The sequence below is a fragment of the Micromonospora sp. CP22 genome, from assembly GCF_009712475.1.
Taxonomy (GTDB): Bacteria; Actinomycetota; Actinomycetes; order Mycobacteriales; family Micromonosporaceae; genus Micromonospora.
The window spans coordinates 122,623-144,719 of sequence record NZ_VCJO01000001.1 but is presented as its reverse complement, the minus strand read 5'-3'; the positions used below and the strand labels follow the sequence as shown (position 1 = coordinate 144,719).

Sequence of the window (22,097 nt, the reverse complement as noted above, 5' to 3'; positions counted from 1 at the left end):
GGTCAACGAAAGGTCGGCGATGCGGATCGAGGTCACCCCGGCGGACGTGGCGGCCAGCCGGTACGCCATCTCGCCGCTGGGCGAGGCGGTCTGGGCGCTGCGCGTGCACGCAGGTCAGCACTCCGTGCCGGGGCTGGCGCCCTGGGTGGCCCGCACCCGGCCGACGTTCGAGCGGCTGCGTCGGGAGCGGCCGGCGGTGGGCGCGCTGTTGGCGCTGCTGCGCCGGGGCGGCTACAACGCCGACTTCATCCATCCCGCCCCGGACGGCAACCCACGCGATTTCGCCGAGGAGATCGCCGTGGTCCGGGCCACACCGCTCGCCCAGGCCCGCAGCGAACTCGCCCGCAATCTCGCCGGGCACGGCAACCCACCCGCGTACGCCCGACGGATCTACGACTCGCCGGACGTCGTCGACCAGATGGCCGACGCGATCGAGGCGGCCTGGGTGTCGCTGGTGCAGCCGGACTGGCCGCGCCTGCGAGCCGTGCTGGAGCGGGACCTGGTGCACCGGGCCGGCCGGCTGCTCGCGTACGGCTGGGGGGCCGCCGTGGCGGACCTGGACCCACGGTTGCGCTGGGTCTCCGACGGTGCCCTCGGCGCGATCGAGGTGGCCGACCGCGATCCCCGCAGCTACTCGCTCGACGGTCGGGGCCTGCTCTTCATCCCCACGGTATTCGGCATGATGATCAACTATGTCGAGCCGCCGTGGCCGTTCGCGATCGTCTACCGGGCCTCCGGAGTAGCCGAACTGCTCGGGCCACCCGACCCGGACCGCCCCGCCGACGCCCTGGACCGGCTGGTCGGGCGGTCCCGCGCGGCGGTGCTGCGGGCACTCGCCCTGCCCGCCACGACCAGTCAACTCGTCGCGCAACTCGGGATGAGCCTGGGCGGCGTCGGCGACCACCTGGCCGTGCTGCGCGACGCGGGCCTGATCACCCGGGTCCGGTCCGGCCGATCCGTCCGCTACCGCCGCACCCCGCTGGGCGACACGCTGGCGGAGGACTGACCGGCCTCACCGCACCGCCGAGCGCAGCAGCGGGAGGACCCGGTAGGGAATCTGCTCGGCGAGCGCGATGATCGTGGAGGCGCGGGTGATCCCCTCGTACGCCACGATCTGGTCGATCACCCGCTGGAGGTCGGTGTTCGACCGGGCCACGATCCGGCAGAGCAGATCGCCTGAGCCGGTGATGGTGTGCGCCTCCAACACCTCCGGGATCGCCGCCAGGTGGCGGGTGACCGGATCATGCCCGTGCCGCTGGCTGATTTCGAGGGTGACGAAGCTGGTCACCGTGAAGCCCAGCGCGGCCGGGCCGAGATCCGGCCCGAAGCCGGCGATGACCCCCCGCCCGACCAGCTTGTCGAGCCGCGCCTGCACCGTCCCCCGGGCGACCTGAAGCCGGCGCGAGCATTCCAGCACGCCGATCCGAGGCTCCTCGGCGAGCAACTCGATGAGTCGCACATCCAGCTCGTCGAGCTGGGCAATTTGACCACTGTTCATGCCGGAACACCATACCGTTTGTGCAACCTGACCAGCCCAGGCAGAGAGGGTTGCCCAGTCGGGCCGGTCCCCGCGATGCTCGGCGGCAGCAGACACGATCCGTCGGCCCACGAGGCCGGCCGGTACGCGAGGGAGGCCACCATGACCCAGGCGATCGACCGACCCCAGCCGACCGAGGAAGTCGACGTCGACGCTCTCATCGGCGCCGTCGACCACGACACCAGCAAGGACCCGTTCCCGGTCAAGGGGCTCGACCACGTGCGCTTCCTGGTGGGTAACGCCAAGCAGGCCGCGCACTACTACTCCACCGCGTTCGGCATGACCTGCGTGGCATACCGGGGACCCGAGCAGGGCTACCGCGACCACGCCGAGTACGTGCTGACCAGCGGTTCGGCCCGGTTCGTGCTCACCGGCGCGGTACGCCCCGACGCCGAGGGCGCCGAGCACGTCGCCCGGCACAGCGACGGCGTCAGCGACATCGCGCTGGAGGTGCCCGACGTCGACGCCGCGTACGCGCACGCCACGGCGCAGGACGCGACCGGCCTGGTGGAGCCGCACGACGTGACCGACGAGCACGGCACCGTACGGCTGGCGGCCATCGCCACCTACGGCGACACCCGGCACACGCTGGTGGACCGGTCCCGCTACACCGGTCCGTTCCTGCCCGGCTTCGCCGCCCGGGGTCCGATCGTGGACCGGCAGCCGATGATCGACGCCGGAATCCAGCCGAAGCGCTTCTTCCAGGCCGTCGACCACGTCGTCGGCAACGTCGAGCTGGGCCGGATGGACGAGTGGGTCGAGTTCTACCGCCGGGTCATGGGATTCACCAACATGGCCGAGTTCATCGGCGACGACATCGCCACCGACTACTCGGCGCTGATGAGCAAGGTGGTCGCGAACGGCACCCGCAAGGTGAAGTTCCCGCTCAACGAGCCGGCGATCGCCAAGAAGAAGTCGCAGATCGACGAGTACCTGGAGTTCTACCAGGGTCCGGGCGCCCAGCACATCGCCGTGGCCACCAACGACATCCTGGCCAGCGTCGACGCGATGCGGGCAGCAGGCGTCGAGTTCCTCGAAACCCCGGACTCCTACTACGACGACCCGGAGCTGCGTGCCCGGATCGGCGAGGTGCGCGTACCGATCGAGGAGCTCAAGTCCCGCAAGATCCTGGTGGACCGGGACGAGGACGGCTACCTGTTGCAGATCTTCACCAAGCCGGTGCAGGACCGGCCGACGGTCTTCTTCGAGCTGATCGAGCGGCACGGCTCGCTCGGCTTCGGCAAGGGCAACTTCAAGGCGCTCTTCGAGGCCATCGAGCGCGAGCAGGAGAAGCGCGGCAACCTGTAGGAGCTACCCGTGCTTTCGCCGCCGGCCGACGGGCCTGTGCCCCCGGCCGGCGGCCGTCACCCCGACGGCCTCCGGCCCCTGTCGGACAAGCCCTGGCAGCAACCACTCCACGAGACGGTCGCCGGGACAGTCGTCGTTAAGGTGGCGAGGTGAACGAGCGCAGCGAGGCCGCGACATGAGTGTGGCACCCGGTTGGTACGTCGACCCCGCCGACCCGGAGACCCGTAGGTACTGGGACGGCGGGGGCTGGATCGGCGCGCCCATCCCGGTCGACGCCACGCCGCCGGAGGGCCCACCCCCGCCTGAGCCCGAGCCCGAGCCCGAGCCGGAGTCCCCGTCACCGGCGTCCACCTCGGCACCATCCGCCGCCGGTACCCCGCCGGCCACCTGGCCGCACGGCCAGGCGTCGGGCGGGCCGGCTGGCGCGAGCGCACCGGGAGTTCCGCCGGGCACGCCGCCCACCTGGCCGACCGGCGGCGCGTCGCAGCCGCCACCCGGTTGGCCGTACCCGAACTGGCCGGTGCCGCCACCGGCCCCCCGACCACACGGGATGCCGCTGGCCTCGCTCGGCACCCGGCTGGGTGCCCGGCTGATCGACTTCGGCATCGTCTTCGCGCTCAACGCCCTGGTCAACGGCTGGTTCGTCTGGCGCTACCTCCAGGAACTCTCCACGCCGTTGAACGAGTTCTGGCGCCGGGTGCAGGAGCAGGATCGCACCACCGATCCGCTGCCCGCCGCCGGTGACCAGGCCGGCGCGCTGGTCGTGACGATCCTGCTGATCGCCACCTCGCTCTGGCTCGCCTACGAGGTGCCGTCGATGGCGGCCAGTGGACAGACCTTCGGCAAGCGACTGCTGCGCGTGCGGGCGGTGCCGGTCGAGGCGGACGCGCCGCTGGGCTTCGGTCGGGCACTGCGTCGCTGGAACACCCTCGGCCTGCCCACGCTGCTCTGGTACTGCTGCGGCCTGGGCCTGGTGCTCCAGCTGATCGACGCGCTCTCACCGCTGTTCGACCATCCGCTACGGCAGGCGCTGCACGACAAGCGGGCGCAGACCGTGGTGGTTCAGGTTCCACGTACCCCCGACGACCGCGCCAACCCCCCGGGAGAGACCACATGACCGACGACGGACGACACCAGGCGGCAGTGCGGCTGACCCGCGCCGACCTGGACGCGCTGCCCAACTACGTACCCGGACGCAGCCCGGCCGACCTGGCCCGGGAACTGGGCCTCCCCGAGGCCATCAAGCTGGCCAGCAACGAGGTGCCGTACGGTCCGCTGCCCGGGGTGGTGGAAGCGGTCGCCGAAGCCGCCGCAGGGGTGCACCGCTACCCGGACATGGGCGTCGTCGCACTCCGCCAGGCGCTCGCCGACCGGTACGGGGTGAGCGTCGACCGGGTGGCCACCGGTTGTGGCTCGGTGGCGCTGGCCGAGCACCTGGTCCGGGCCACCTGCCTGCCCGGTGACGAACTCGTCTACTCGTGGCGCTCGTTCGAGGCGTACCCGATCATCGCGGCGACCAGCGGCGCGACCAGCGTGCAGGTGCCCAACGACGCCGGGCACGGGCACGACCTGACGGCGATGGCCGCGGCGGTGACCGACCGCACCCGGATGGTGCTGGTCTGCAACCCCAACAACCCCACCGGCACCGCCGTCCGCCGTGCCGAGCTGGACCGCTTCCTCGACGCGGTGCCGGATGACGTCCTGGTGGTGATCGACGAGGCCTACCGCGAGTTCGTGACCGACCCGGAGGTGCCGGACGGACTGACCTACGTCGACCGGCCGAACGTGGCGGTGCTGCGTACCCTCTCCAAGGCTTGGGGACTGGCCGGTCTGCGGATCGGCTTCCTGGTCGCTCAGCCACAGGTCGCGGCGGCGGTACGCAAGGTCGTCACGCCGTTCTCCACCAGCATGGCCGCGCAGGCGGGCGCACTGGCCGCGCTGGCCCAGGCCGACGAGGTCAATCGGCGGTGCGCGCTGGTGGTGGCCGAACGCGAGCGCGTCGGCGAGGCGCTGGGCAAGCTCGTCCCCGGCGTCCCCGCCAGCCAGGCGAACTTCGTCTGGCTGCCGCTGGGCGACCGGTCGGTGGCGTTCGGCAAGGCGTGCGAGTCGCGGGGCGTGATCGTACGTCCGTTCTCCGGCGACGGGGTGCGGGTCACCATCGGTACGCCGGCCGAGAACGACGCCTTCCTGGCGGCGGCCGAGGCCGCGCTGGGCTGAACCAGCACGGACCGGGCCGGTCCGCCATCCCCCAGCGGACCGGCCCGGAGTCTGCTACTCCTGCGACAACCGGCAGCCGCTGCCGTCCCGGTACGCGATGCGAACGGCACCGCCGGCACCGGCGCGGTCAGGTCGCCGCCACGATCAACGCCTCGGCGGTGAGGTAGTACCGCTGGTCGTCGCCGTCGGGATCTACCGGACGGCGCAACCGCTCCACCACCACGTACCCGTCGGCGGCGTACGCCTGACCCGGTGTCCATCCGGTGCCGTCGGCGCCGATGTCGAGGACGAACCCGGACAGCCGCGCACCGGTGGCCGGGTCCAGCGTGACGAGTTCGTTCGCCTCGGTCAGCACGTGTACCCGGCCGGGCTGGACGGCGATCAACCGGCCCGGACCGATCTCGACCCGCCAGCGTTCCCCGCCGTCGGGCACAACCCGGCCGACCAGCACCCCGTCGACCATGTTCACCACCGTGTCGTCGACGAGTTCGGTACCCGGTCCATCCAGTTCCGGCAGTTGGACCGGCTCGTCCGGGCCGAGCAACCAGCCCTGCGCGGACCCGTCACCGGGCCCTGCGGTACGCAGGGCGGCGCAGCCGACGCCGCCCGGTCCGCAACCGATCAACGTGGCCGTCAACTCGTCGCCAGCGCCCAGCGGTCGCCACCTGGCCGTCACCACGCCGGTCGCGACATCCCGGAACTCGACCACGGCCGGTCCGGCACACTCGTCGACGGTCAGCAGCCGTCCACCGGGGCCGGTGCCCACCGGCTCACGGCAGCCGGAGTCCACCGCCGCCTGCCACAGTGTCCCGCCGTCGGCCAGGTCGACCGCCCGCACCTCGCCGGCACCGGAGGTCAGCACCACCTGCCGACGGTCGGCGGTGGTGCCCAGCGAGAGCCCGCTCGGTTGCCAGACGACGGCGGTGCCGGTGCGTCGCGTCGTCCGCTCCGACGCCGGTGGCGGCCCTTCCGCCCGCCAGGCGACCCGACCGGTACGCGCGTCGAGGGCCACCAGTTGACCGTCCGACCATCGGCTGACCACCGTCGTCCCGCTCGCCACCACCGCGTCCAGGCTCGCCGGCCAGCGCCGGAAGGACCAGTACGGGGTGTTCCGGCTGCGACTGTCGACCGGCTGGTCGGCGTACACCTGCCGAGGCGCGGCGTACACCCGCAGCCGCCCGTCGACGATCAGCGGAGCGACCGGCAGCCGGCCGGTCACGCCGACGGTCGGCGTGCTCCGCTGCGGGTAGCCCTCTTGGGCGGGGGTGCTCACCTCGGCCGGTGCCAGGACCCGGTACGCGATGACCCCGACCGTGGCGGCGACAGCCACCGCCGTCGCCGCAGCCACGATCCGCCGCCGACCTGCCCACCCCATGCCGCACCTCCGCACGGCACCCTACCCAGCGTTCCCGGCAGCCGCCCCGGGCCATGGGTGACGTCACGACGGCACGGACGTGACGTCACGACGTGGGCACCGACTCCGCACGCGGACCGGGAGCGGCCCACCGGATCGCAATGCCTGCGCGCGGTCGCGGAACCCGTCAGGCCACGGCCGGCTCGGGGCGGACGCCCGCCTCGGCGGCCAGTACGGCGAGATCCTGCCGAAGCACCTGTTCGGCCGCTCGGGCAGCCAGACCGCCGAGCAGGAACGCCAACGCCCGACCGGCGGGTGCGGCCGGCTGGGCGCGTACCGTCACCGTCACCGAGGTGTGCCGACGCCCGCGACGGCGGACGTCCCGCAGTGCCCAGGTGATCCGGTAGTCGACGCCCTCACCGGGCGAGCCGAGGACCAGCCGCCGGGGTGGTTCGGCGGCCAACACGACGAACTCCTCGGTCATCGTGCCGCCGTCCGGCCGGGTCCGGTCCTCGCGCCACGAGGTGCCCGGACCGAAGGGGCCCGTGGTCAGCGGTCGCACCGGCCGACCGCCGGATCTGAGCCGGGACAGATCGGTGAGCACCCGCCACAGCTCGCCCGCGGGTGCCGCGACCAGACCGTTGACCGAAACCGTCGACATGCCACCTCCCGTGGTGTCGACGGTACGCCGCGTGAGCGCGGCTCGGGGTCCCCGAGCGGAGACCCCCCCGTCGGAGACCCCTCGTGGGCATCAGGCGACGAACCGACCGGCCCGGATCGCGTCGACGAACGAGGTCCAACCCGACGGGCTGACCACCAGCACCGGCCCGGCCTGGTCCTTCGAGTCGCGGATACCCACCACACCGTGGACACCGGCCAGATTGTCGGCCACCTCCACGCAGAGGCCCTGGTCGTTGGAGCGGCTGCTGGTGCGCCAGACCGCGCCCACGAGATCGTGCATCGTCATCTCCCTCAGCTTTCGACGTTGCGCCCGCCGGGGCCGGGCCGACCGGTAAGGGGGTACCGGCTGGCCCGGCGCGGCGTGGCGACGCAGTTCCGAGGCGATCAACGAAGGCGGCGACGGCCCCCGATCGCACCCGCTGTGCGATCAAGGACTGGTGTCGGGTTCAGGTCAGTTCGACGGCAGGACGACGCCCGTCACCTCGCCCAACGTGAGGGTGGTGCCATCCGGACCGGGTGCGGTGGCGGTGATCGTCACCGTGTCGCCGTCAGCGAGGAAGGTCCGTTCCGCCCCGCCCACGGTGACCGGCTCGCGGCCGCCCCAACTGAGTTCCAGGAACGAGCCGACCTGGTCGCGCCGGGGGCCCGAAACGGTGCCGGAGGCGTACAGGTCGCCGGTGCGCAACGAGGCACCGTTGACGGTCAGGTGGGCCAGTTGCTGGGCGGGCGTCCAGTACATCCCGGCGAACGGTGGCTCGGTGACCGGTTCCCCGTTCCAGATCACCCTCAGCCGCAGGTCGAGGCCCTGACGCGGCTCATCCCGCAGGTAGTCGGCCACCGGCGGATCCTGTGCCGGGCCCGCCACGAAGGCGTGCCGCAGCGCGTCCAACGGGGTGACCCAGGCTGCGATCGAGGTGGCGAACGACTTACCCAGGAACGGTCCGAGCGGCTGGTACTCCCAGGCCTGGATGTCCCGCGCCGACCAGTCGTTGACCAACACGACGCCGAAGACGTGGTCCGCGAAGTCGGCGGCGGCCACCCGACGACCGAGCGGGCTCGGCACGCCGACCACGAATCCGACCTCGGCCTCGATGTCCAGGCGCGCCGACGGACCGAAGGTCGGCCCATCCGGGCCGGGCCGCTGCCCCTGCGGACGGACCACCGGGGTGCCGGAGACCACGACCGTGCCGGCCCGGCCGTGGTAGCCGATCGGCAGGTGCCGCCAGTTGGGCAGCAGCGGAGGTTGACCGGGACGGAAGATCAGGCCGACGTTCGACGCGTGGTGCTCCGAGGAGTAGAAGTCCACGTAGTCGGCCACCTCGAAGGGCAGCTCCATCCGTACCTCGTCCACCGGCACCAGCAGCGGCTCCACCGCGGTGCGGTGTGCCGGATCGGTGAGCAACTCGGTGATCCGATCCCGTGCCGCTGTCCACTGCGGACGCCCCAGGGCCAGAAACGCGTTCAGCGTCGGGCGGCACAGCGCGCCACCGGCCAGCACCAGGCCCGCGGACTCTGCGGCGGCCAGGTCCAACACCTGGTTCCCGACCCGTACGCCGATGCGCGGCTCGCCGTCGTCGGCCCGGAACACCCCGTACGGCAGGTGGTGCACGTCGTATCCGGAACCCGCCGCACCCGGCACCCAACTCGCCGACTGACGTTCGCTCATGCCTCAAAGCCTCCGTTCACCAGCCCGAGCCGGATCAGATCGGTAAGTGGTTCCACGATGCTGCACGACCCGAATCCCACCCACAGCGGACGCGCCGAGTCGTGCCGCCCGTCGACCGCCTGCACCAGTGGCCGCTCGTCGCGGACGGTGAGCAGCTCGGCGACCGTGGCGACGGTCGCGCCGTCGGCGGCGGCGACCGTCGCCGCGAGCACGTTTCCGAAGCCGTGGTGGGTGAAGCCGGTCTCCGGGTCCACGTGCCGCACCGCGTGGTGCAGTCCGGCGGTGAGCTTGAACGGCAGTTCCCGGTCCCGGCAGGCGCAGATCACCGCAGCCAGCTCGGCCGGTGTCGGGAACAGCTCGGCGGCGAGCCCACCGGTGCGGAACTTGGCGGCGATCGGCACCCCGGCGGCCCGCGCGGCGGCGAGCGCGTCCAGCGCGCCCATCAGCCCGAAGGTGAGCGGGATCTCCGCGTAGACGGGGACGCCGTCCAGCCGCTCGGCGAGTTTCACCAGCTCGGTCAGTCCGGGTTGGCAGTCCTCGCCCCGGCGGGCGACAGGTGCCTCGATCTGCCGTGCCCGCAGCCCGAGCGGAGGCAGGGACGACAGCGCGAAGGGCAGCCGGTCGAGCCCGGTGTCCCCGACCAACCCGATCGCGAGGTTCTCTTCGGGGTCGACCAGGCCACTCAGCTCGCCCGCCGTGATCGTGGAGGCCGGCAACAGCAACGGGCCGACCAGGTCGGCGTACCACGCGGTGCGGTGCCGACGGTGGGCACGGATCGCGTCGGGCAGCGGCGCGCTGCCCGGCGGAAAGACCGCAGCGTCGTCGACCAGGCCAGCGACAAGAGTGGGCAGCTGCGTTGACACGAGACAAGAATGTACGGGACGCTTCAGGAAGCGGACAACAGCGTCCGATTATCGGACACAGCGGACCGGGAGGCGAGATGCCGTACTACCGCAGCGTCGGCGAGCTGCCACGCAAGCGCCACACCCAGTTCCGGCAGCCGGACGGCAGTCTCTACACCGAGGAACTGATGGGCCAGGAGGGCTTCTCCTCCGACTCCTCCCTGCTCTATCACCGGTACGCCCCCACCGCGATCGTCGCCGCCGAGGAGTTCACCCCACCCGCCGTGACCCGGGTGCCCAACCTGCCACTCAAGCCCCGGCACCTGCGCACCCACAAGCTCGACGGGACCGGCGCGGACCCGGTCCTCGGTCGGCGGTACCTGCTCGCCAACGACGACGTACGGATCGCCTACGTCCTGGCCGACCAGCCCTCCCCACTGTTCCGGGACGCCACCGGCGACCACTGCCTCTACGTCGAGGCGGGCGCCCTGCGGGTCGAGTCGACGTTCGGCGTGCTCGACGCGGTGGCCGGCGACTACGTGATCATCCCGACCTCGACCGTGCACCGGCTGGTGCCCACCGGAGACGCTCCGACCCGGCTGCTGGCCGTGGAGGCGTCCGGGCACATCGGCCCGCCCAAGCGCTACCTCTCGGTACGCGGCCAGTTCCTGGAACACTCGCCGTACTGCGAGCGCGACGTCCGGGGACCGGACGCGCCGCTGCTGGTCGACGGGACCGATGTCGAGGTGCTGGTCCGCCATCGACGCGGATGGACCCGACACGTCTACGCCAACCACCCGTTCGACGTGGTCGGCTGGGACGGGCACCTCTACCCGTGGGCGTTCTCCATCCACGACTTCGAACCGATCACCGGGCGGATCCACCAGCCGCCACCGGTGCACCAGACCTTCGCCGGCCCGAACTTCGTGATCTGCTCGTTCGTGCCCCGCAAGGTCGACTACCACCCGGACGCCATCCCGGTGCCGTACCACCACCACAACGTGGACTCCGACGAGATGCTCTTCTACACCGGGGGCAACTACGAGGCGCGGCGCGGCTCCGGCATCGAGCAGGGCTCCATCTCACTGCACCCGTCCGGCTTCACGCACGGACCGCAGCCCGGCGCGGCGGAACGCTCCATCGGAGTGGACTTCTTCGACGAACTGGCGGTCATGGTCGACACCTTCCGCCCCCTCGACCTCTGCGACGCGGCAGCCGAGTGCGAGGACGACGGGTACGCCTGGACCTGGGCCCGACGGCCCTGACGTTCGCACCCGGTGAGCGGTCGGCGGTCAGGCCACCGGCCGGCCGACGATCGCCAGCCGGGCGGCGGTGGCGATCACGATGGCCAGGACCAGTGACCACGGGGTGCCCAGCAGGGCGTAGAGCAGGATCAGCCCGGGTGCGGCCACGGCGGCGTACACGGCCAGCGCCAGCGGACGGTCGGTACGCCGCAGCACCGGCAGCACGGTCCGGGTCAATCCGGGCAGCCGGGACGCCTGCTGCCAGAGCATCACGCCGCCACCGGCAGCCGCCACCACCGCCAGCAGCCGGGAGAACCCGGAACCGGTCGCGGTCGAACAGGCGATCACGATGGCGGCGACCATCGACCATCCGGCGCCCCAGAGCACGAACTGCCGCAGTGCCACCGGCACCGGCTGGCGCGCGACGACCGGCCCGGTGCCGACCTGCTCCGGCCCAGCCGGCCAGACCTCGCCACGTCCGGTCCGCTCCGGGTCTCCGGCGCTGGCGGGCGGCTGCCCACCGGCGGAGAGGTCCGCGTCCCGCGCTGGCCGGCCCGGCGGTTCCGCCGATCCCGCAGTGGGGCGGTTACCGTCGCCGCGCTCCCCAGCCGGGCCGCCCGGCTGGGCGGTACCCGGACGGTTCGGATCGTCGTCGGCCTGGTCACGTCGGCTCGCGTCGTCGCGTACCTCGTCGGCGCGGCGGGGATCGGTCGGCGGCAGGTATGCCGTGGCCGCCTCCGCCAATCGCTCCAATGCGGCGCTCCACCGTCGCTGCTCCAACCGCAGCACCCCGACGTCGTCGCCCACCTCCGCGAGTCGCGGGTCCAGCCGCAGCGCCTCCCGGTAGGCCCGCTCGGCCAGGTCGTACATCCGCATGTTGGCCGCGACCAGTCCCAGCACCAGGTGACCCTGCGGCTCCTCGGGCGCCAACTCCACCCCGCGCCAGGCCGCGTTCAACGCGGGCTGTCCGTTCCGGGAGCCGGCCAGGATCGCCGCCGCGCTGCGCTGGGCGTACGCGTCCTGCGGCCCCAGCTCCAAAATCTCGTCAGCGGTACGAGCGGCCTCGGCGTACCGTTCCAGGTCACCGAGGGCCAGCCCCCGGGTGACCAGCGGGGGGACCTGCCCCGGCGCGGCAGCCACCGCAGCCTCGGCGGCGGCCAGCGCCTCGACCGGCCGACCGGCGGCCAGCTGCACCCGGGCCAGCATGATCAACAATTCGGCGTCGGTCGGGTCGAGGGCCAGCGCGAAGCCCAACTCGCTCACGGCCTCGTCGTACCGGCCCAGCTCGGCGAGGAGCGTGGCGCGTTCCAGGTAGCCGTCGGCGCCGGGCGGGTCGGTGGGGACGTCGGAGGACATCGCGGCGAGCCTAGGCGCTCGGCTGCTCGTACACCAGGGCGACCGCGATCCCGGCGAGTCCCTCGCCGCGCCCGGTGAAGCCCAGACCGTCGGTGGTCGCGGCGGAGACGGTGACCGGCGCCCCGACGGCCTCCGACAGCACCCGCTCGGCCTCGGCGCGACGCGGGCCGATCTTCGGACGGTTACCGACCACCTGCACCGACACGTTGCCGATGGCGAAGCCGGCGGAGCGTACCCGGTTGGCCGTCTCGGTCAGCAGCGCCACCCCGCTCGCTCCGGCCCATTCGGGCTGCCCCACCCCGAAGTTGGCGCCGAGGTCACCCAGACCGGCGGCGGAGAGCAACGCGTTGCAGGCGGCGTGGGCGGCCACGTCCGCGTCCGAGTGGCCGGCCAACCCGTCCTGCTCCGGCCAGTGCAGGCCGGCCACCCAGCAGGGTCGGCCCGCCTCGAAGGCGTGCACGTCGGTCCCGATGGCCACCCGAGGAACGATCATGATTCGAGGGTACGTGCTAGTGCGGTGTCGCCAGCAGGTGCTCGGCCAGCGCCAGGTCGAACGGCCTGGTGATCTTCAAGGCGTGCTCCGAACCGGGCACGGAGCACACCGGCACGCCCTGCCTCTCCACCAGCCCGGCGTCGTCGGTGAGGGCGTCGGCGGCAGCGGCGTGCGCGGCGGACAGCACCGCCCGGCGGAATCCCTGGGGAGTCTGCACCGCGCGCAACACGGTCCGGTCGACGGTGCCGAGCACCACGCCGTCCGCGTCGACCTGCTTGATCGTGTCGACGACCGGCAGCACCGGGATCACGGCGTCGTGGCCCGCCCGGACCGCGGCGGCGACCGACTCGACCAGCGCGGGCGGAGTGAGCGCGCGGGCCGCGTCGTGCACCAGGATGATCTCCGGACCGGCAGGCACCGCGGCGAGCGCGGCGGCCACCGAGGACTGCCGTTCCGCCCCACCGGGCACCACCGTCACCGGGGCGACCGGCGCGAGCAGCGTACGCACGGCGTCGAGCTCGGCGACCGGAGCCGCCACCACGATGCTGTGCACCGAGGGGGCTGCGGCCAGCCGCCGGACCGCGTGCACCAGCAGCGGTTCTCCGGCCAGCAGGCGCAGCGCCTTCGGGCGACCAGGCCCGAGGCGTACCCCGGCACCGGCCGCAGGCACGAGGACCGCGACGTCACCGCACGGATTGAGCTGCGCGGTCACGTCGCGGTCCTCGACGGTTTGTTCGCTACGAATCGGGTACGACGATGCTGTGCGGACTAGGCCTCGGTCAGCACCTTGTCGAGCAGCGTCTCCGCTTCGTCCTTGGTGCTCTTCTCGGCCAGCGCGACCTCGCCGACCAGGATGTCACGCGCCTTGGCGAGCATCCGCTTCTCGCCAGCGGACAGACCCCGCTCCCGCTCCCGACGCCACAGGTCGCGAACAACCTCGGCCACCTTCAGCGGGTTGCCGGAGGCCAGCTTCTCCAGATTTGCCTTGTAACGCCGCGACCAGTTGGTCGGCTCCTCGGTGTGCGGAGCCCGGAGGACGTCGAAGACCTTGCCGAGGCCCTCTTCGCCGACCACCTCGCGCACACCCACGATCTCGGCGTTCTCGGCCGGTACCCGGACCGTCAGGTCACCCTGCGCGACCCTCAGGACGAGGTACTGCTTGGGCTCGCCCTTAATGACCCGAGTCTCGATTGCCTCGATGAGTGCGGCCCCGTGGTGGGGGTAAACAACGGTCTCGCCGACACTGAAAACCATAGGTTCGAAACCCCTTTCGCTGTGTCTAGGGTAACACGCTCAGGCACCGATGTCTCACCGCTGTCCTGACCGTTGGCGCAGCTCAGGGGCCATGTGAGAGGTATTTCTTCGGCTTGACAGACCATCCAGACGATGATTCCAACACGCTCAGTAACCTAGAGATGACCCCCCGGACCCGCCGCTGTGAACGCGAAGATCCGGAAACGTAATCGCCAAGGCACTGCAACACGCCCGCTGGAGATCAAGGGCTACGCACCCTTTCCATGGTATCCCGCCGCAGCGAGGTGCGGGCAGCGGTAGCGGTACCCGGCCCGGTGCGGGACGCTGGAGGGGTGCCCCGTCCGCGCACCCGTGATGTTCCAGGGGGTCGTAATGGGCAAGGCTGACGCCGACGGTCCCGGACTGCCCGATCTGCCACCGGAGTGGGGCCGGGTGGTCATACCGGACGACATATCCGCCCTGGCTGACGAGGCTGAGCAGGTCCGGCGGGAGCTGCGACGGGCGGGCGCGGAGCACCGTCGCTGGCGTCCACCCGCCGGCCCGGTGATCGTGTTGGTCGTCGCGGTGCTGACCACCATCGCCGGTCTGGCCGCCGTCACCTGGCCCAGGAACGGCCGGACCGGGCCGAGCACCAGCACGTACGACCCGGCACCAACCCTGCTGACCGGCCGCCCGCTACCCGCGCTCGACCTGGTCGACGCCGGGCAATCGCCGGTACCACTGCGCGGGCTGCTGCCGGTCGTGGTGCTGCTGGTGGACGGCTGCGCCTGCCCGGAGCAGGTCGCGCAGGCAGCGACGGCGGCACCGCCCGGGGTGACCGTGGTCACCGTGGCGGGTGCCGTGCCACGGGCGGCACCGGCCGACACCCGGGTCCGCGCCCTCGCCGACCCCGCCGGAGGGTTACGCGCCTTCCTGCACGTGCCCGCCAGCCACGACGGCGTGACCGCCCTGCTCGCCGACCGCACCGGCCGGATCACCCTGGTCGTACCCAAGATGATCTCGATCGCCGACCACCGGGCCGAACTCTCCCGACTGGCCGACTGACCCGCCTCCGCTCGGATTCGAAGTCTCGGCCCGCCGTCGGCAGTCGCTCAGCGCAGGGCGATCAAGCGGGCTTCTACCTCGACCGACTCGGATCCGGCGGGCGAGAACGACAGCCGTGCCGGCCCTCCGCTGCCGGTGATCTCCATCGTGACCAGCCCGCCGTCGCAGGCCACGGTGATCGGAGCCGCTGACCGGGCCCCGGCGACGGCGACCAGCAGCTCCCCCGGCCCGGTACAGCGCAGGCGCAGCAGATGTCGCTCGCCGGGGCCCATCCGGGCCTGCCGGACGACTCCTCCACCGGCGGGTAGCCTCGCCTGCTCCGTCCACACCAGATCGGACCGGGGACGGGTGGAGCCAGCGGGTTCCATGGGCTCATCGTGCAACCGCACCACGGCGCCGGTGCGCTCGTCGATGAGCATGTGGGCTGAGGCAGCGGGGGCCTCACGCACAAGCTCGCCCGGCTCCTGGTAATCGCGCCACTGCACGACGGCGGACGAGCCGCCCGGCGCGGCACTCCCGTCGCTCGACGCCTCCGGCGTCTGCGTCTGCCACCACCAGCCGCCGAGGGCCAGCGCCGCCACCCCGACAGCGGCCAACAGCACCCCGCGCAGCCGATGCTCAGCATCGACGAACATGCTTAGAGAGTAGCCCTTCGCGCAAGATCAGGGGTGGCGTTCCAGCAGGGCGGCATAGAGGGTGAGACCCGGCCCGAAGGCCATCATCACCACCCGGCTCGGTGCCGCTGCCGCGCGGAACAGACGGTCGAGGATCAACAGCACCGTGGGCGAGGAACAGTTCCCGTGCTCGTCCAGCGTCGCCCGGGACGCCGCCAACGCCGCCGGGGCCAACCCCAACTCCCGTTCCACCACGTTGAGGATGCGGGGGCCGCCCGGGTGCACTGCCCAGCCGTCCACCTCACCACGGTTGGTGCCGTGCCGGGCCAGCACCTCGTCGACCAGGCCCTGGACGTGCGTCGACAGCACCTGTGGCACCTTCGGCGACAGTCCCATCCGGAAACCGGTGTCCGTCACGTCCCAGGTCATGTGGTCGGCGGTGGAGGTGTCGGTCACCGAGGCGACCTCCCGAACCGCGTAGCCCCGACCCCCGGGAACCACCACCGCGGCGACCGCGGCGTCCGAGAAGAGCGCGTGGGAGACGATCTGCTGGGTGTCCATCCGGGCCGAGGAGGGCTGAAGGTGCAGGCTGGTCAGCTCGGCACAGAGCAGCAGCGCGGGACGGCCCCGCGCGGTGACGAAGTCACCCACCGCACCCAACCCCGGCAAGGCCGCGTAACAGCCCATGTGACCGACGAACATCCGCTGGGTCGTCCTGGCCATGCCCAGGTCCCGGGCGAGCAGAATGTCCAGCCCGGGGGTGGCGTACCCGGTGCAGGAGCAGACCACGAAGAGGCCCACGTCGCGGGCGTCCAGCCCGGCGGCGGTCAGCGCCCGGCCGACCGCCTCCTTACCCAACGGCAACGCCTCGACCTGGTAGCGGAGCATCCGTCGTTCGGTCGGCCAGTCGGAGACGTCCTCGAGCAGCGGGTTGACCGCCGCCTGCCGCCGGGTCACCCCGGAGTGCGCGAATATCCGCTCGGCCAGGGCGCGGGTGGAACCGGAGAAGTGCTGGGAGAAGAACTTCTCCCACAGCTCCTGCTGGTCAGCCGAGGGCGGGTGGGCCGTGCCCAGGCCCGCGATCACCGGTACGGACACGGTCCCACCTTCCTCTCGCAGACGCACATCTCACGCCGACCAGCCCCGTCCCGTCTCACCAACGAGGAGTCGACCCGTCACGGTCCGGGTCACCACCGAGTGTGGCGATGCCGAGCCAGTCGGCACAGACGTCGGAGGTGGCCGGGTGCAACGACCCGCAACGGGCGTCGCGGTACAGGCGCTCCAGCGGATGACCCCGGCGGGTGGCGGAGGTGCCCGCCGCCTCCAGCATGGACGCAGCGACGTCCGCCGCAGTGGTGCCGGCCAGCAGCTTCGCCCGCCACACCCACCGATTGGTCTCCTCGTCGCCCGGTGCCTCGTCCACCCGCCGCGCCGCCTCGGCGACCACCAACTGTGCCGCCGCCACGGCGGCGTCGGCGCGCCCCAGCCGGGCGCGTACCGCCGGCAGCCCGGCGAGATTGCGGGCGTTCAGGTGCTCCACGGCCGCGTCGATCGCCGCCCGGGCCACTCCCACGTAGACGGCCGCGTAGCTGGCCACCAGCCAGTGCGGCATGAGCTGCGCCACCACCAGGGCCAGCCCTTCGACCCCGCCGAGCAGCCGGTCGGTCCCGACGGTCACGTCGAGGTGCAGGTCATGTGAGGCGGTGGCGCGCATGCCGAGGGCGTCCCAGGTCGGCTCGACGGTGAGCCCCTCACCGGCCGGGACCAGGAACTGCGAGACCACCGACGGGTCGGCGGCGCTGCGGGCGGCCACCAGGTAACCGTCGGCGTGACCGGCACCGGAGCAGAAAGTCTTGCTGCCCTTGATCCGCCAGCCTCCGTCGACCGGTTCGTAGACCGTGGCGAGCTGCGACAGCCGGGCACCCGCGCCCCGCTCGCTCATCGCGACGCCGTACCACGCCCCGTCGGCCGCCGCCCGCAACAGGCGGTCCCGGGCGGCCAGCGCCTCCGCCGGTACGCCGAGCGCCTCGGCCAGTTCCTCGGTCACCGCACCGAGCGCACCGGTGACCGAGGCGTGCATGTTGAACACCAACGCGGTGGCACCGTTGCCCCGGGCCAACTCGGTGGCGACTGCCGCGTACTCCGCGAAGGTGGCACCGGCACCACCGAGTTCGGCGGGGACCATCAGCCCGAACAGCCCCGCCTCGCGCAGGTCGGCGAAGTCGTCCACAGGAAAGGAACCGTCGCGGTCGTGCCCGGCCGCCCGCGCCGCCAGTCGGGGCGCCAGCCGCCGGGCCGCCGCCGGCGCTCCACTGCGCTCGGTCATGGATGGAACCCCCTCTTCGGCCATGTCCATACCCTCACCTGGATCAGCTATCCGTCGCGTACGCCGTGGCCCTGGTAGAGGATCGCCGGCGACCCGGTCGGCACGATGCGTGGCTCCTGACCGGGCGGCGTCGCGGCCCCCCGCGCCTGCCGGAACAGCCACCGCAGCAGCCCCGACACGCCCGGCCGTACGCCACGCACGCTCAGGTCGACGCCGTGCCGGGCACATTCGGTGACCAGCTCACGATCGTCGACGAACAACCGTGGATCGTGGATGCCACGCGGCACGGTCGGTAGTCGCTCGGCGATCCGGACGGCGACCAACCGGGCCAGCGCGGTGTCGTTGAGGGTGTCCAGCACCAGCAGGCCACCGGGACGCAGCAGACGGCACGCCTCGGCCACCGCAGCCCGCCAGTCCGGCACGTGTTCCAGCAGCTCACCGGCGGCGACCACATCGGCACAACCGTCCACCAACGGCACCGCCGTGGCGTCGCCGTTGACCGCCGTCACGCCGTGCGCCGCAGCCTGTGTCAACGCGGAGCGGGTGAGGTCCACTCCGACGTGCCGGTAACCCTTGCCGGCCAGGTGCGGCGCGAGCAGTCCCGCCCCGCAGCCCAGGTCGACCAGGAGCGCACCGGGTCGCGCCGCCGGGGGTACCAGCGCGGCCCGAGCCCGAGCCAGCCAGTGCAGCATGGCGAACACGCCGTCCGGCCGCCACCATTCGTCCGCCAGTTCGTCGTACTGGCGTGGGTCGTTGCGGGGCAGCACGAGGCCAGCGTCACGCATAGCAACGAGCGTGGCACGACTCCCCGGTAACGACCAGACTTCCGTTATGTCGTCGACGGTGTTAGGGCTGGTCAGAGCGAGCCATCCAGAGCCGACCGTGGCGGTCACCACAGTGGCCGGTCTGCTCGCCGTCGGGGTCGGGCACCCACCCGGCGGCGTCCTCGCGGTGGTGCTCACCGTCGCGGCCAGCCAGTTCGCGGTCGGGTGGACCAACGACCTGTTGGACGCCGATCGCGACGCCGTGGTCGGGCGTACCGACAAACCGCTGGCCTCCGGCGCGCTCGGCCGGCGTACCGTCGCGGTGGCCGCCGCCGTGGCCGCCACCGCGACCGTGGCGCTGGCCCTGACCACCAACCCGACGGCCGCGCTGTGCGCCACCGTCGCCCTGGTGTCGGCGCTGCTCTACGACTGGCCGCTGAAGTCCACCCCGATCTCGGTACTGCCGTACGCGATCTCCTTCGGCGCGCTGCCCGCCTTCGTGGTGCTGGCCCTGCCCGGCGCTCCGCCACCCCCGGCCTGGCTGGTCGCCGCGGCGGCGCTGCTCGGTGCGGGTGCTCATTTCGCCAACGTCCTGCCCGACTTCGCCGATGACGCCCGGACCGGGGTCCGGGGGCTGCCCCACCGACTCGGCCCGGTCGGCAGCCGGGTCGCCGCTGTCGGACTGCTGATCGCGGCCACCGTCACGCTGGTGTTCGGGCCGCCCGGACCACCGACCCGCGTCGGCCTCGCGGCGGTCGTCGCCGCCGTCGTGATCTTCACCCTGGCGTGGTACCTGGGCCGGGGCGGCGGTCGTGGCGGGGACCGGCCGGTGGCCGCCTTCCGGGCGGTGCTGCTGGTCGCTCTGATCGACGTCGTGCTGCTGGTCACCAACGGTCGGCTGGGCTGAGTCTCACTCCCGCAGGTGGCCGCACCGGGTCGGCGTGCGGGCCACGATCAGCTCCAACTACCCTGGAGCCCGGTCTGCGCGGGCATGGCCAGCGGTTCCGGCGGACGAGCCGGGCGTGATCGTAACGAGGAGGACCGACGTGAGGCGCTCGATCAGGGGTTCCCGGCGGGCTGCCGTGCTGCTGCCCGGGATCGCGGCGGCAGCCGGGCTGCTGCTGTCCGGTTGTGGCGCCGGCCAGATCTCCGAGACGGCCAACAAGGTGCCGTCGATCCAGGGCGCCAACATCCAGGCCGGTGACGGGAAGTACGCCGTACGCGGCGCCTTGGTCGCCTATCCCGGTGTCGAGGGCTACCAGGCCGGGGACAACGCCCTGCTCAACGTCGTGCTCTACAACGACTCACCCGAACCGGTCACGGTGACCATCACCTCGCCGGACGCCCGCGAGGTGGTGCTCACCACCGTCGCCGCCGCGACCAGCCCTTCACCCAGCGCGTCACCGTCGCCGGAGCAGTCCCCCGAGGGTTCCCCGTCTCCGGACGACTCCCCCTCGCCGGACGACTCCCCCTCGCCGGACTCGCCCTCACCGGATGATTCCCCGTCGCCCAGCCCGAGCGAATCCGCCACGGGCGGCCCGGCCCGGATCGAGATCCCGGCGTTCAACTACGTGCAGCTGAACACCGAAGGTGAGCAGGTGCTCCAGCTCCTCGGGCTGACCGAGGCCCGGCTCGCCGGCCAGAACGTCACGCTGAGCTTCGAGTTCGACGGCGAGACGATCACCGCTCCGGCGCCGATCGCCGTGCCGCTCACCCCCGCGCCGCAGCCGTCGCCGATCATCGAGCGGCACACCGAGTACGAGGGCGAAGGCGGCCACTGAGCCCGTTCGACCGGGATCGCACCGGTCCAGGTGATTTCCGGCGGCGTCGTCGGCATGTTCAGCCATGCCGACGACGCCGTCGTCGTACCCGGGGGTTAGCGTCGGTCGGGTGAGCATCTCCCGATCGACCCCGTCCCGGGCGGGCACCGGCTCGCGCAGCCGGGCCGCCGGTCGCGAGCCCCGCCCCGCCTACGAGTGCGACGCCTGCGGGCACCAGCCGCCCAAGTGGGTGGGGCGCTGTCCCGAGTGCGGCGAGTGGGGTTCCGTGATCGAGAGCACCGTCACCGGCCCGACCGTCTCGGGCCGGGTGGTGAGTTCCCGGATGCCCGCCGAGCCGGCCCGGCCCATCGCCACCATCAGCGCGGCACCGGCCCGCGCCCGCCCCACCGGGGTCGGTGAGCTGGACCGCGTCCTCGGCGGCGGCCTGGTCCCGGGTGCGGTGGTGCTGCTCGCCGGTGAGCCGGGGGTGGGCAAGTCGACCCTGCTGCTGGACGTCGCCCAGCAGTGGGCCGCCGGTGCGGGTAGCCCGTCGCTGGTGGTCAGCGGCGAGGAGTCGGTCAGCCAGGTGCGGTTGCGGGCAGAACGCATGGGCGCCCTGCACGATCAACTCTTCCTGGCCGCTGAGAGCGACCTCGCGGCGGTGCTCGGTCACCTCGACGCGGTCAAACCCGGCCTGCTCGTCCTCGACTCGGTGCAGACCATCTCCACCTCCGGCATCGAGGGGGTACCGGGCGGCGTGACCCAGGTCCGGGCGGTCACCGCCGCCCTCGTCGCGGTCGCCAAGGAACGCGGCGTCGCCACCGTGCTCGTCGGCCACGTCACCAAGGACGGCCAGGTCGCCGGTCCTCGGGTGCTCGAACACCTGGTCGACGTGGTGCTGCACTTCGAAGGCGACAAGCACTCGTCGCTGCGGATGGTGCGTGGCGTGAAGAACCGGTTCGGCGCGGCCGACGAGGTCGGCTGCTTCGAGATGCACGAGGGCGGCATCAGCAGCCTCGCCGACCCCTCCGGCCTGTTCCTGACCCGCTACTCGGAACCGGTGCCGGGCACCTGCGTGACGGTGGCGATGGAGGGCCGCCGAGCCCTGCTCACCGAGGTTCAGGCGCTGATCGGCGCCACGGTGGCCGGCTCTCCCCGGCGTACCGTCTCCGGGCTCGACTCCGCCCGGCTGGCGATGGTGTTGGCGGTGCTCCAACGCCGCACCGAACGGCTCACCCTGCACGACCGGGAGGTCTTCGCCGCCACGGTGGGTGGCATCCGGGTGGTGGAGCCCGCCGCCGACCTGGCGGTCGCCCTCGCGGTCGCCTCCGGCGGGCTCAACCTGGCGATCGCACCACACCTGGTGGCGATCGGCGAGGTCGGCCTCACCGGCGAGGTACGCCGGGTGGGCGCGGTACCACGTCGGCTGGCCGAGGCCGCCCGACTCGGCTTCCGACTCGCCCTCGTGCCGCCCGGCTGCGGGCCGACGAGCACCGGCGCCGGGCCGGAGCAGATGCGGGTGATCGAGGTGTCCGACGTCCGTTCGGCGTTGCAGGCCGCGGCACGGGCGTCGGCGGAGTGAGCCGTCCACCGGGCGGGTCGGTCACGCTGGGCGGAATCGTGACACAGCACAGTAA

22 protein-coding genes and 1 pseudogene are annotated in these 22,097 nt (G+C 72.4%); 9 read left to right on the top strand and 14 right to left on the bottom strand.

Annotated features, from left to right (window positions below; all coding sequences use genetic code 11):
• Positions 1-19 precede the first annotated feature (19 nt).
• A complete protein-coding gene (locus tag FF096_RS00675) occupies positions 20-1,006 on the top strand; it encodes a helix-turn-helix transcriptional regulator (protein ID WP_155214412.1) in 987 nt (328 codons plus the stop codon).
• A gap of 6 nt (positions 1,007-1,012) precedes the next feature.
• On the opposite strand, the gene FF096_RS00670 is transcribed toward FF096_RS00675, so the two are convergent.
• Positions 1,013-1,498 (bottom strand): Lrp/AsnC family transcriptional regulator, encoded by a 486-nt coding sequence (locus tag FF096_RS00670; protein ID WP_155214411.1) that lies wholly within the window; start codon positions 1,496-1,498, stop codon positions 1,013-1,015.
• Positions 1,499-1,639: 141 nt separating this feature from the next.
• Here FF096_RS00670 and hppD point away from each other — a divergent pair, with 141 nt between their 5' ends.
• The 3 genes from hppD (at position 1,640) to hisC (ending at position 5,062) form a co-directional block, all read left to right on the top strand.
• Entirely contained in the window at positions 1,640-2,845 is a 1,206-nt protein-coding gene (gene hppD, locus FF096_RS00665; RefSeq protein WP_155214410.1) for a 4-hydroxyphenylpyruvate dioxygenase, read from the top strand.
• Positions 2,846-3,020: 175 nt separating this feature from the next.
• Positions 3,021-3,962 (top strand): RDD family protein, encoded by a 942-nt coding sequence (locus FF096_RS00660; RefSeq protein ID WP_155214409.1) that lies wholly within the window; start codon positions 3,021-3,023, stop codon positions 3,960-3,962.
• Positions 3,959-5,062 (top strand): histidinol-phosphate transaminase, encoded by a 1,104-nt coding sequence (gene hisC, locus FF096_RS00655; protein WP_155214408.1) that lies wholly within the window; start codon positions 3,959-3,961, stop codon positions 5,060-5,062. The genes FF096_RS00660 and hisC overlap by 4 nt, the downstream gene beginning before the upstream one ends.
• Before the next feature lie 127 nt (positions 5,063-5,189).
• On the opposite strand, the gene FF096_RS00650 is transcribed toward hisC, so the two are convergent.
• From FF096_RS00650 to FF096_RS00630, 5 genes are all read right to left on the bottom strand, one after another.
• Entirely contained in the window at positions 5,190-6,437 is a 1,248-nt protein-coding gene (locus tag FF096_RS00650; RefSeq protein WP_155214407.1) for a PQQ-binding-like beta-propeller repeat protein, read from the bottom strand.
• A 166-nt stretch (positions 6,438-6,603) separates the two neighbouring features.
• On the bottom strand, positions 6,604-7,077 hold the full coding sequence (locus FF096_RS00645) for an SRPBCC domain-containing protein (RefSeq protein ID WP_155214406.1): 474 nt from the start codon (positions 7,075-7,077) through the stop codon (positions 6,604-6,606).
• A gap of 90 nt (positions 7,078-7,167) precedes the next feature.
• Positions 7,168-7,377, bottom strand: a complete 210-nt coding sequence (locus tag FF096_RS00640) for a DUF397 domain-containing protein (protein ID WP_155214405.1) — start codon at positions 7,375-7,377, stop codon at positions 7,168-7,170.
• 171 nt (positions 7,378-7,548) lie between these two features.
• A complete protein-coding gene (fahA, locus tag FF096_RS00635) occupies positions 7,549-8,763 on the bottom strand; it encodes a fumarylacetoacetase (RefSeq protein WP_155214404.1) in 1,215 nt (404 codons plus the stop codon).
• Positions 8,760-9,626: a hypothetical protein gene (locus FF096_RS00630; protein ID WP_309222405.1), complete on the bottom strand. Its 867-nt coding sequence runs from the start codon at positions 9,624-9,626 to the stop codon at positions 8,760-8,762. The genes fahA and FF096_RS00630 overlap by 4 nt, the downstream gene beginning before the upstream one ends.
• Positions 9,627-9,703: 77 nt before the next feature.
• Here FF096_RS00630 and FF096_RS00625 point away from each other — a divergent pair, with 77 nt between their 5' ends.
• The gene (locus FF096_RS00625; protein WP_155214403.1) at positions 9,704-10,870 is read left to right on the top strand and encodes a homogentisate 1,2-dioxygenase; all 1,167 of its coding nucleotides are present in this window, start codon (positions 9,704-9,706) and stop codon (positions 10,868-10,870) included.
• A 660-nt stretch (positions 10,871-11,530) separates the two neighbouring features.
• Here the strand turns inward: FF096_RS00625 and FF096_RS26470 are convergent.
• The 4 genes and pseudogenes from FF096_RS26470 to FF096_RS00605 all read right to left on the bottom strand — a co-directional run.
• Positions 11,531-12,205, bottom strand: a pseudogene (locus FF096_RS26470) (tetratricopeptide repeat protein); the annotation flags it as partial.
• 10 nt (positions 12,206-12,215) lie between these two features.
• On the bottom strand, positions 12,216-12,701 hold the full coding sequence (ispF, locus tag FF096_RS00615) for a 2-C-methyl-D-erythritol 2,4-cyclodiphosphate synthase (protein ID WP_309222583.1): 486 nt from the start codon (positions 12,699-12,701) through the stop codon (positions 12,216-12,218).
• Between the two features lie 13 nt (positions 12,702-12,714).
• The gene (gene ispD / locus FF096_RS00610) at positions 12,715-13,410 is read right to left on the bottom strand and encodes a 2-C-methyl-D-erythritol 4-phosphate cytidylyltransferase (protein WP_309222404.1); all 696 of its coding nucleotides are present in this window, start codon (positions 13,408-13,410) and stop codon (positions 12,715-12,717) included.
• A gap of 56 nt (positions 13,411-13,466) precedes the next feature.
• Complete coding sequence (locus FF096_RS00605) at positions 13,467-13,952, bottom strand: CarD family transcriptional regulator (RefSeq protein WP_007073334.1); 486 nt, start codon at positions 13,950-13,952, stop codon at positions 13,467-13,469.
• 372 nt (positions 13,953-14,324) lie between these two features.
• On the opposite strand from FF096_RS00605, the gene FF096_RS00600 reads away from it, so the two are divergent.
• The gene (locus FF096_RS00600) at positions 14,325-14,996 is read left to right on the top strand and encodes a hypothetical protein (protein ID WP_155214400.1); all 672 of its coding nucleotides are present in this window, start codon (positions 14,325-14,327) and stop codon (positions 14,994-14,996) included.
• 47 nt (positions 14,997-15,043) lie between these two features.
• Here the strand turns inward: FF096_RS00600 and FF096_RS00595 are convergent, their stop codons facing one another.
• Genes FF096_RS00595 through FF096_RS00580 form a run of 4 tightly spaced genes read right to left on the bottom strand, consistent with a single transcriptional unit; the run spans position 15,044 to position 18,721 of the window.
• Positions 15,044-15,631: a hypothetical protein gene (locus FF096_RS00595; protein ID WP_155214399.1), complete on the bottom strand. Its 588-nt coding sequence runs from the start codon at positions 15,629-15,631 to the stop codon at positions 15,044-15,046.
• Positions 15,632-15,658: 27 nt separating this feature from the next.
• The gene (locus FF096_RS00590) at positions 15,659-16,708 is read right to left on the bottom strand and encodes a 3-oxoacyl-[acyl-carrier-protein] synthase III C-terminal domain-containing protein (protein ID WP_309222403.1); all 1,050 of its coding nucleotides are present in this window, start codon (positions 16,706-16,708) and stop codon (positions 15,659-15,661) included.
• Positions 16,709-16,763: 55 nt separating this feature from the next.
• Positions 16,764-17,936 carry an acyl-CoA dehydrogenase family protein gene (locus tag FF096_RS00585; RefSeq protein WP_155214398.1) on the bottom strand — a complete coding sequence of 391 codons (1,173 nt, stop codon included), beginning with the start codon at positions 17,934-17,936 and terminating at the stop codon, positions 16,764-16,766.
• 47 nt (positions 17,937-17,983) lie between these two features.
• Positions 17,984-18,721, bottom strand: coding sequence for a methyltransferase domain-containing protein (locus FF096_RS00580; RefSeq protein WP_155214397.1), 738 nt, complete (start codon positions 18,719-18,721; stop codon positions 17,984-17,986).
• A 46-nt stretch (positions 18,722-18,767) separates the two neighbouring features.
• Between FF096_RS00580 and FF096_RS00575 the strand changes: the two genes are divergently transcribed.
• The 3 genes from FF096_RS00575 to radA all read left to right on the top strand — a co-directional run bounded on the left by FF096_RS00575 (position 18,768) and on the right by radA (position 22,042).
• Positions 18,768-19,607: a UbiA family prenyltransferase gene (locus FF096_RS00575; protein WP_155214396.1), complete on the top strand. Its 840-nt coding sequence runs from the start codon at positions 18,768-18,770 to the stop codon at positions 19,605-19,607.
• Between the two features lie 139 nt (positions 19,608-19,746).
• Positions 19,747-20,481, top strand: coding sequence for a hypothetical protein (locus tag FF096_RS00570; RefSeq protein ID WP_309222402.1), 735 nt, complete (start codon positions 19,747-19,749; stop codon positions 20,479-20,481).
• A 64-nt stretch (positions 20,482-20,545) separates the two neighbouring features.
• Positions 20,546-22,042, top strand: a complete 1,497-nt coding sequence (radA, locus tag FF096_RS00565; RefSeq protein ID WP_155214395.1) for a DNA repair protein RadA — start codon at positions 20,546-20,548, stop codon at positions 22,040-22,042.
• Positions 22,043-22,097 lie beyond the last annotated feature (55 nt).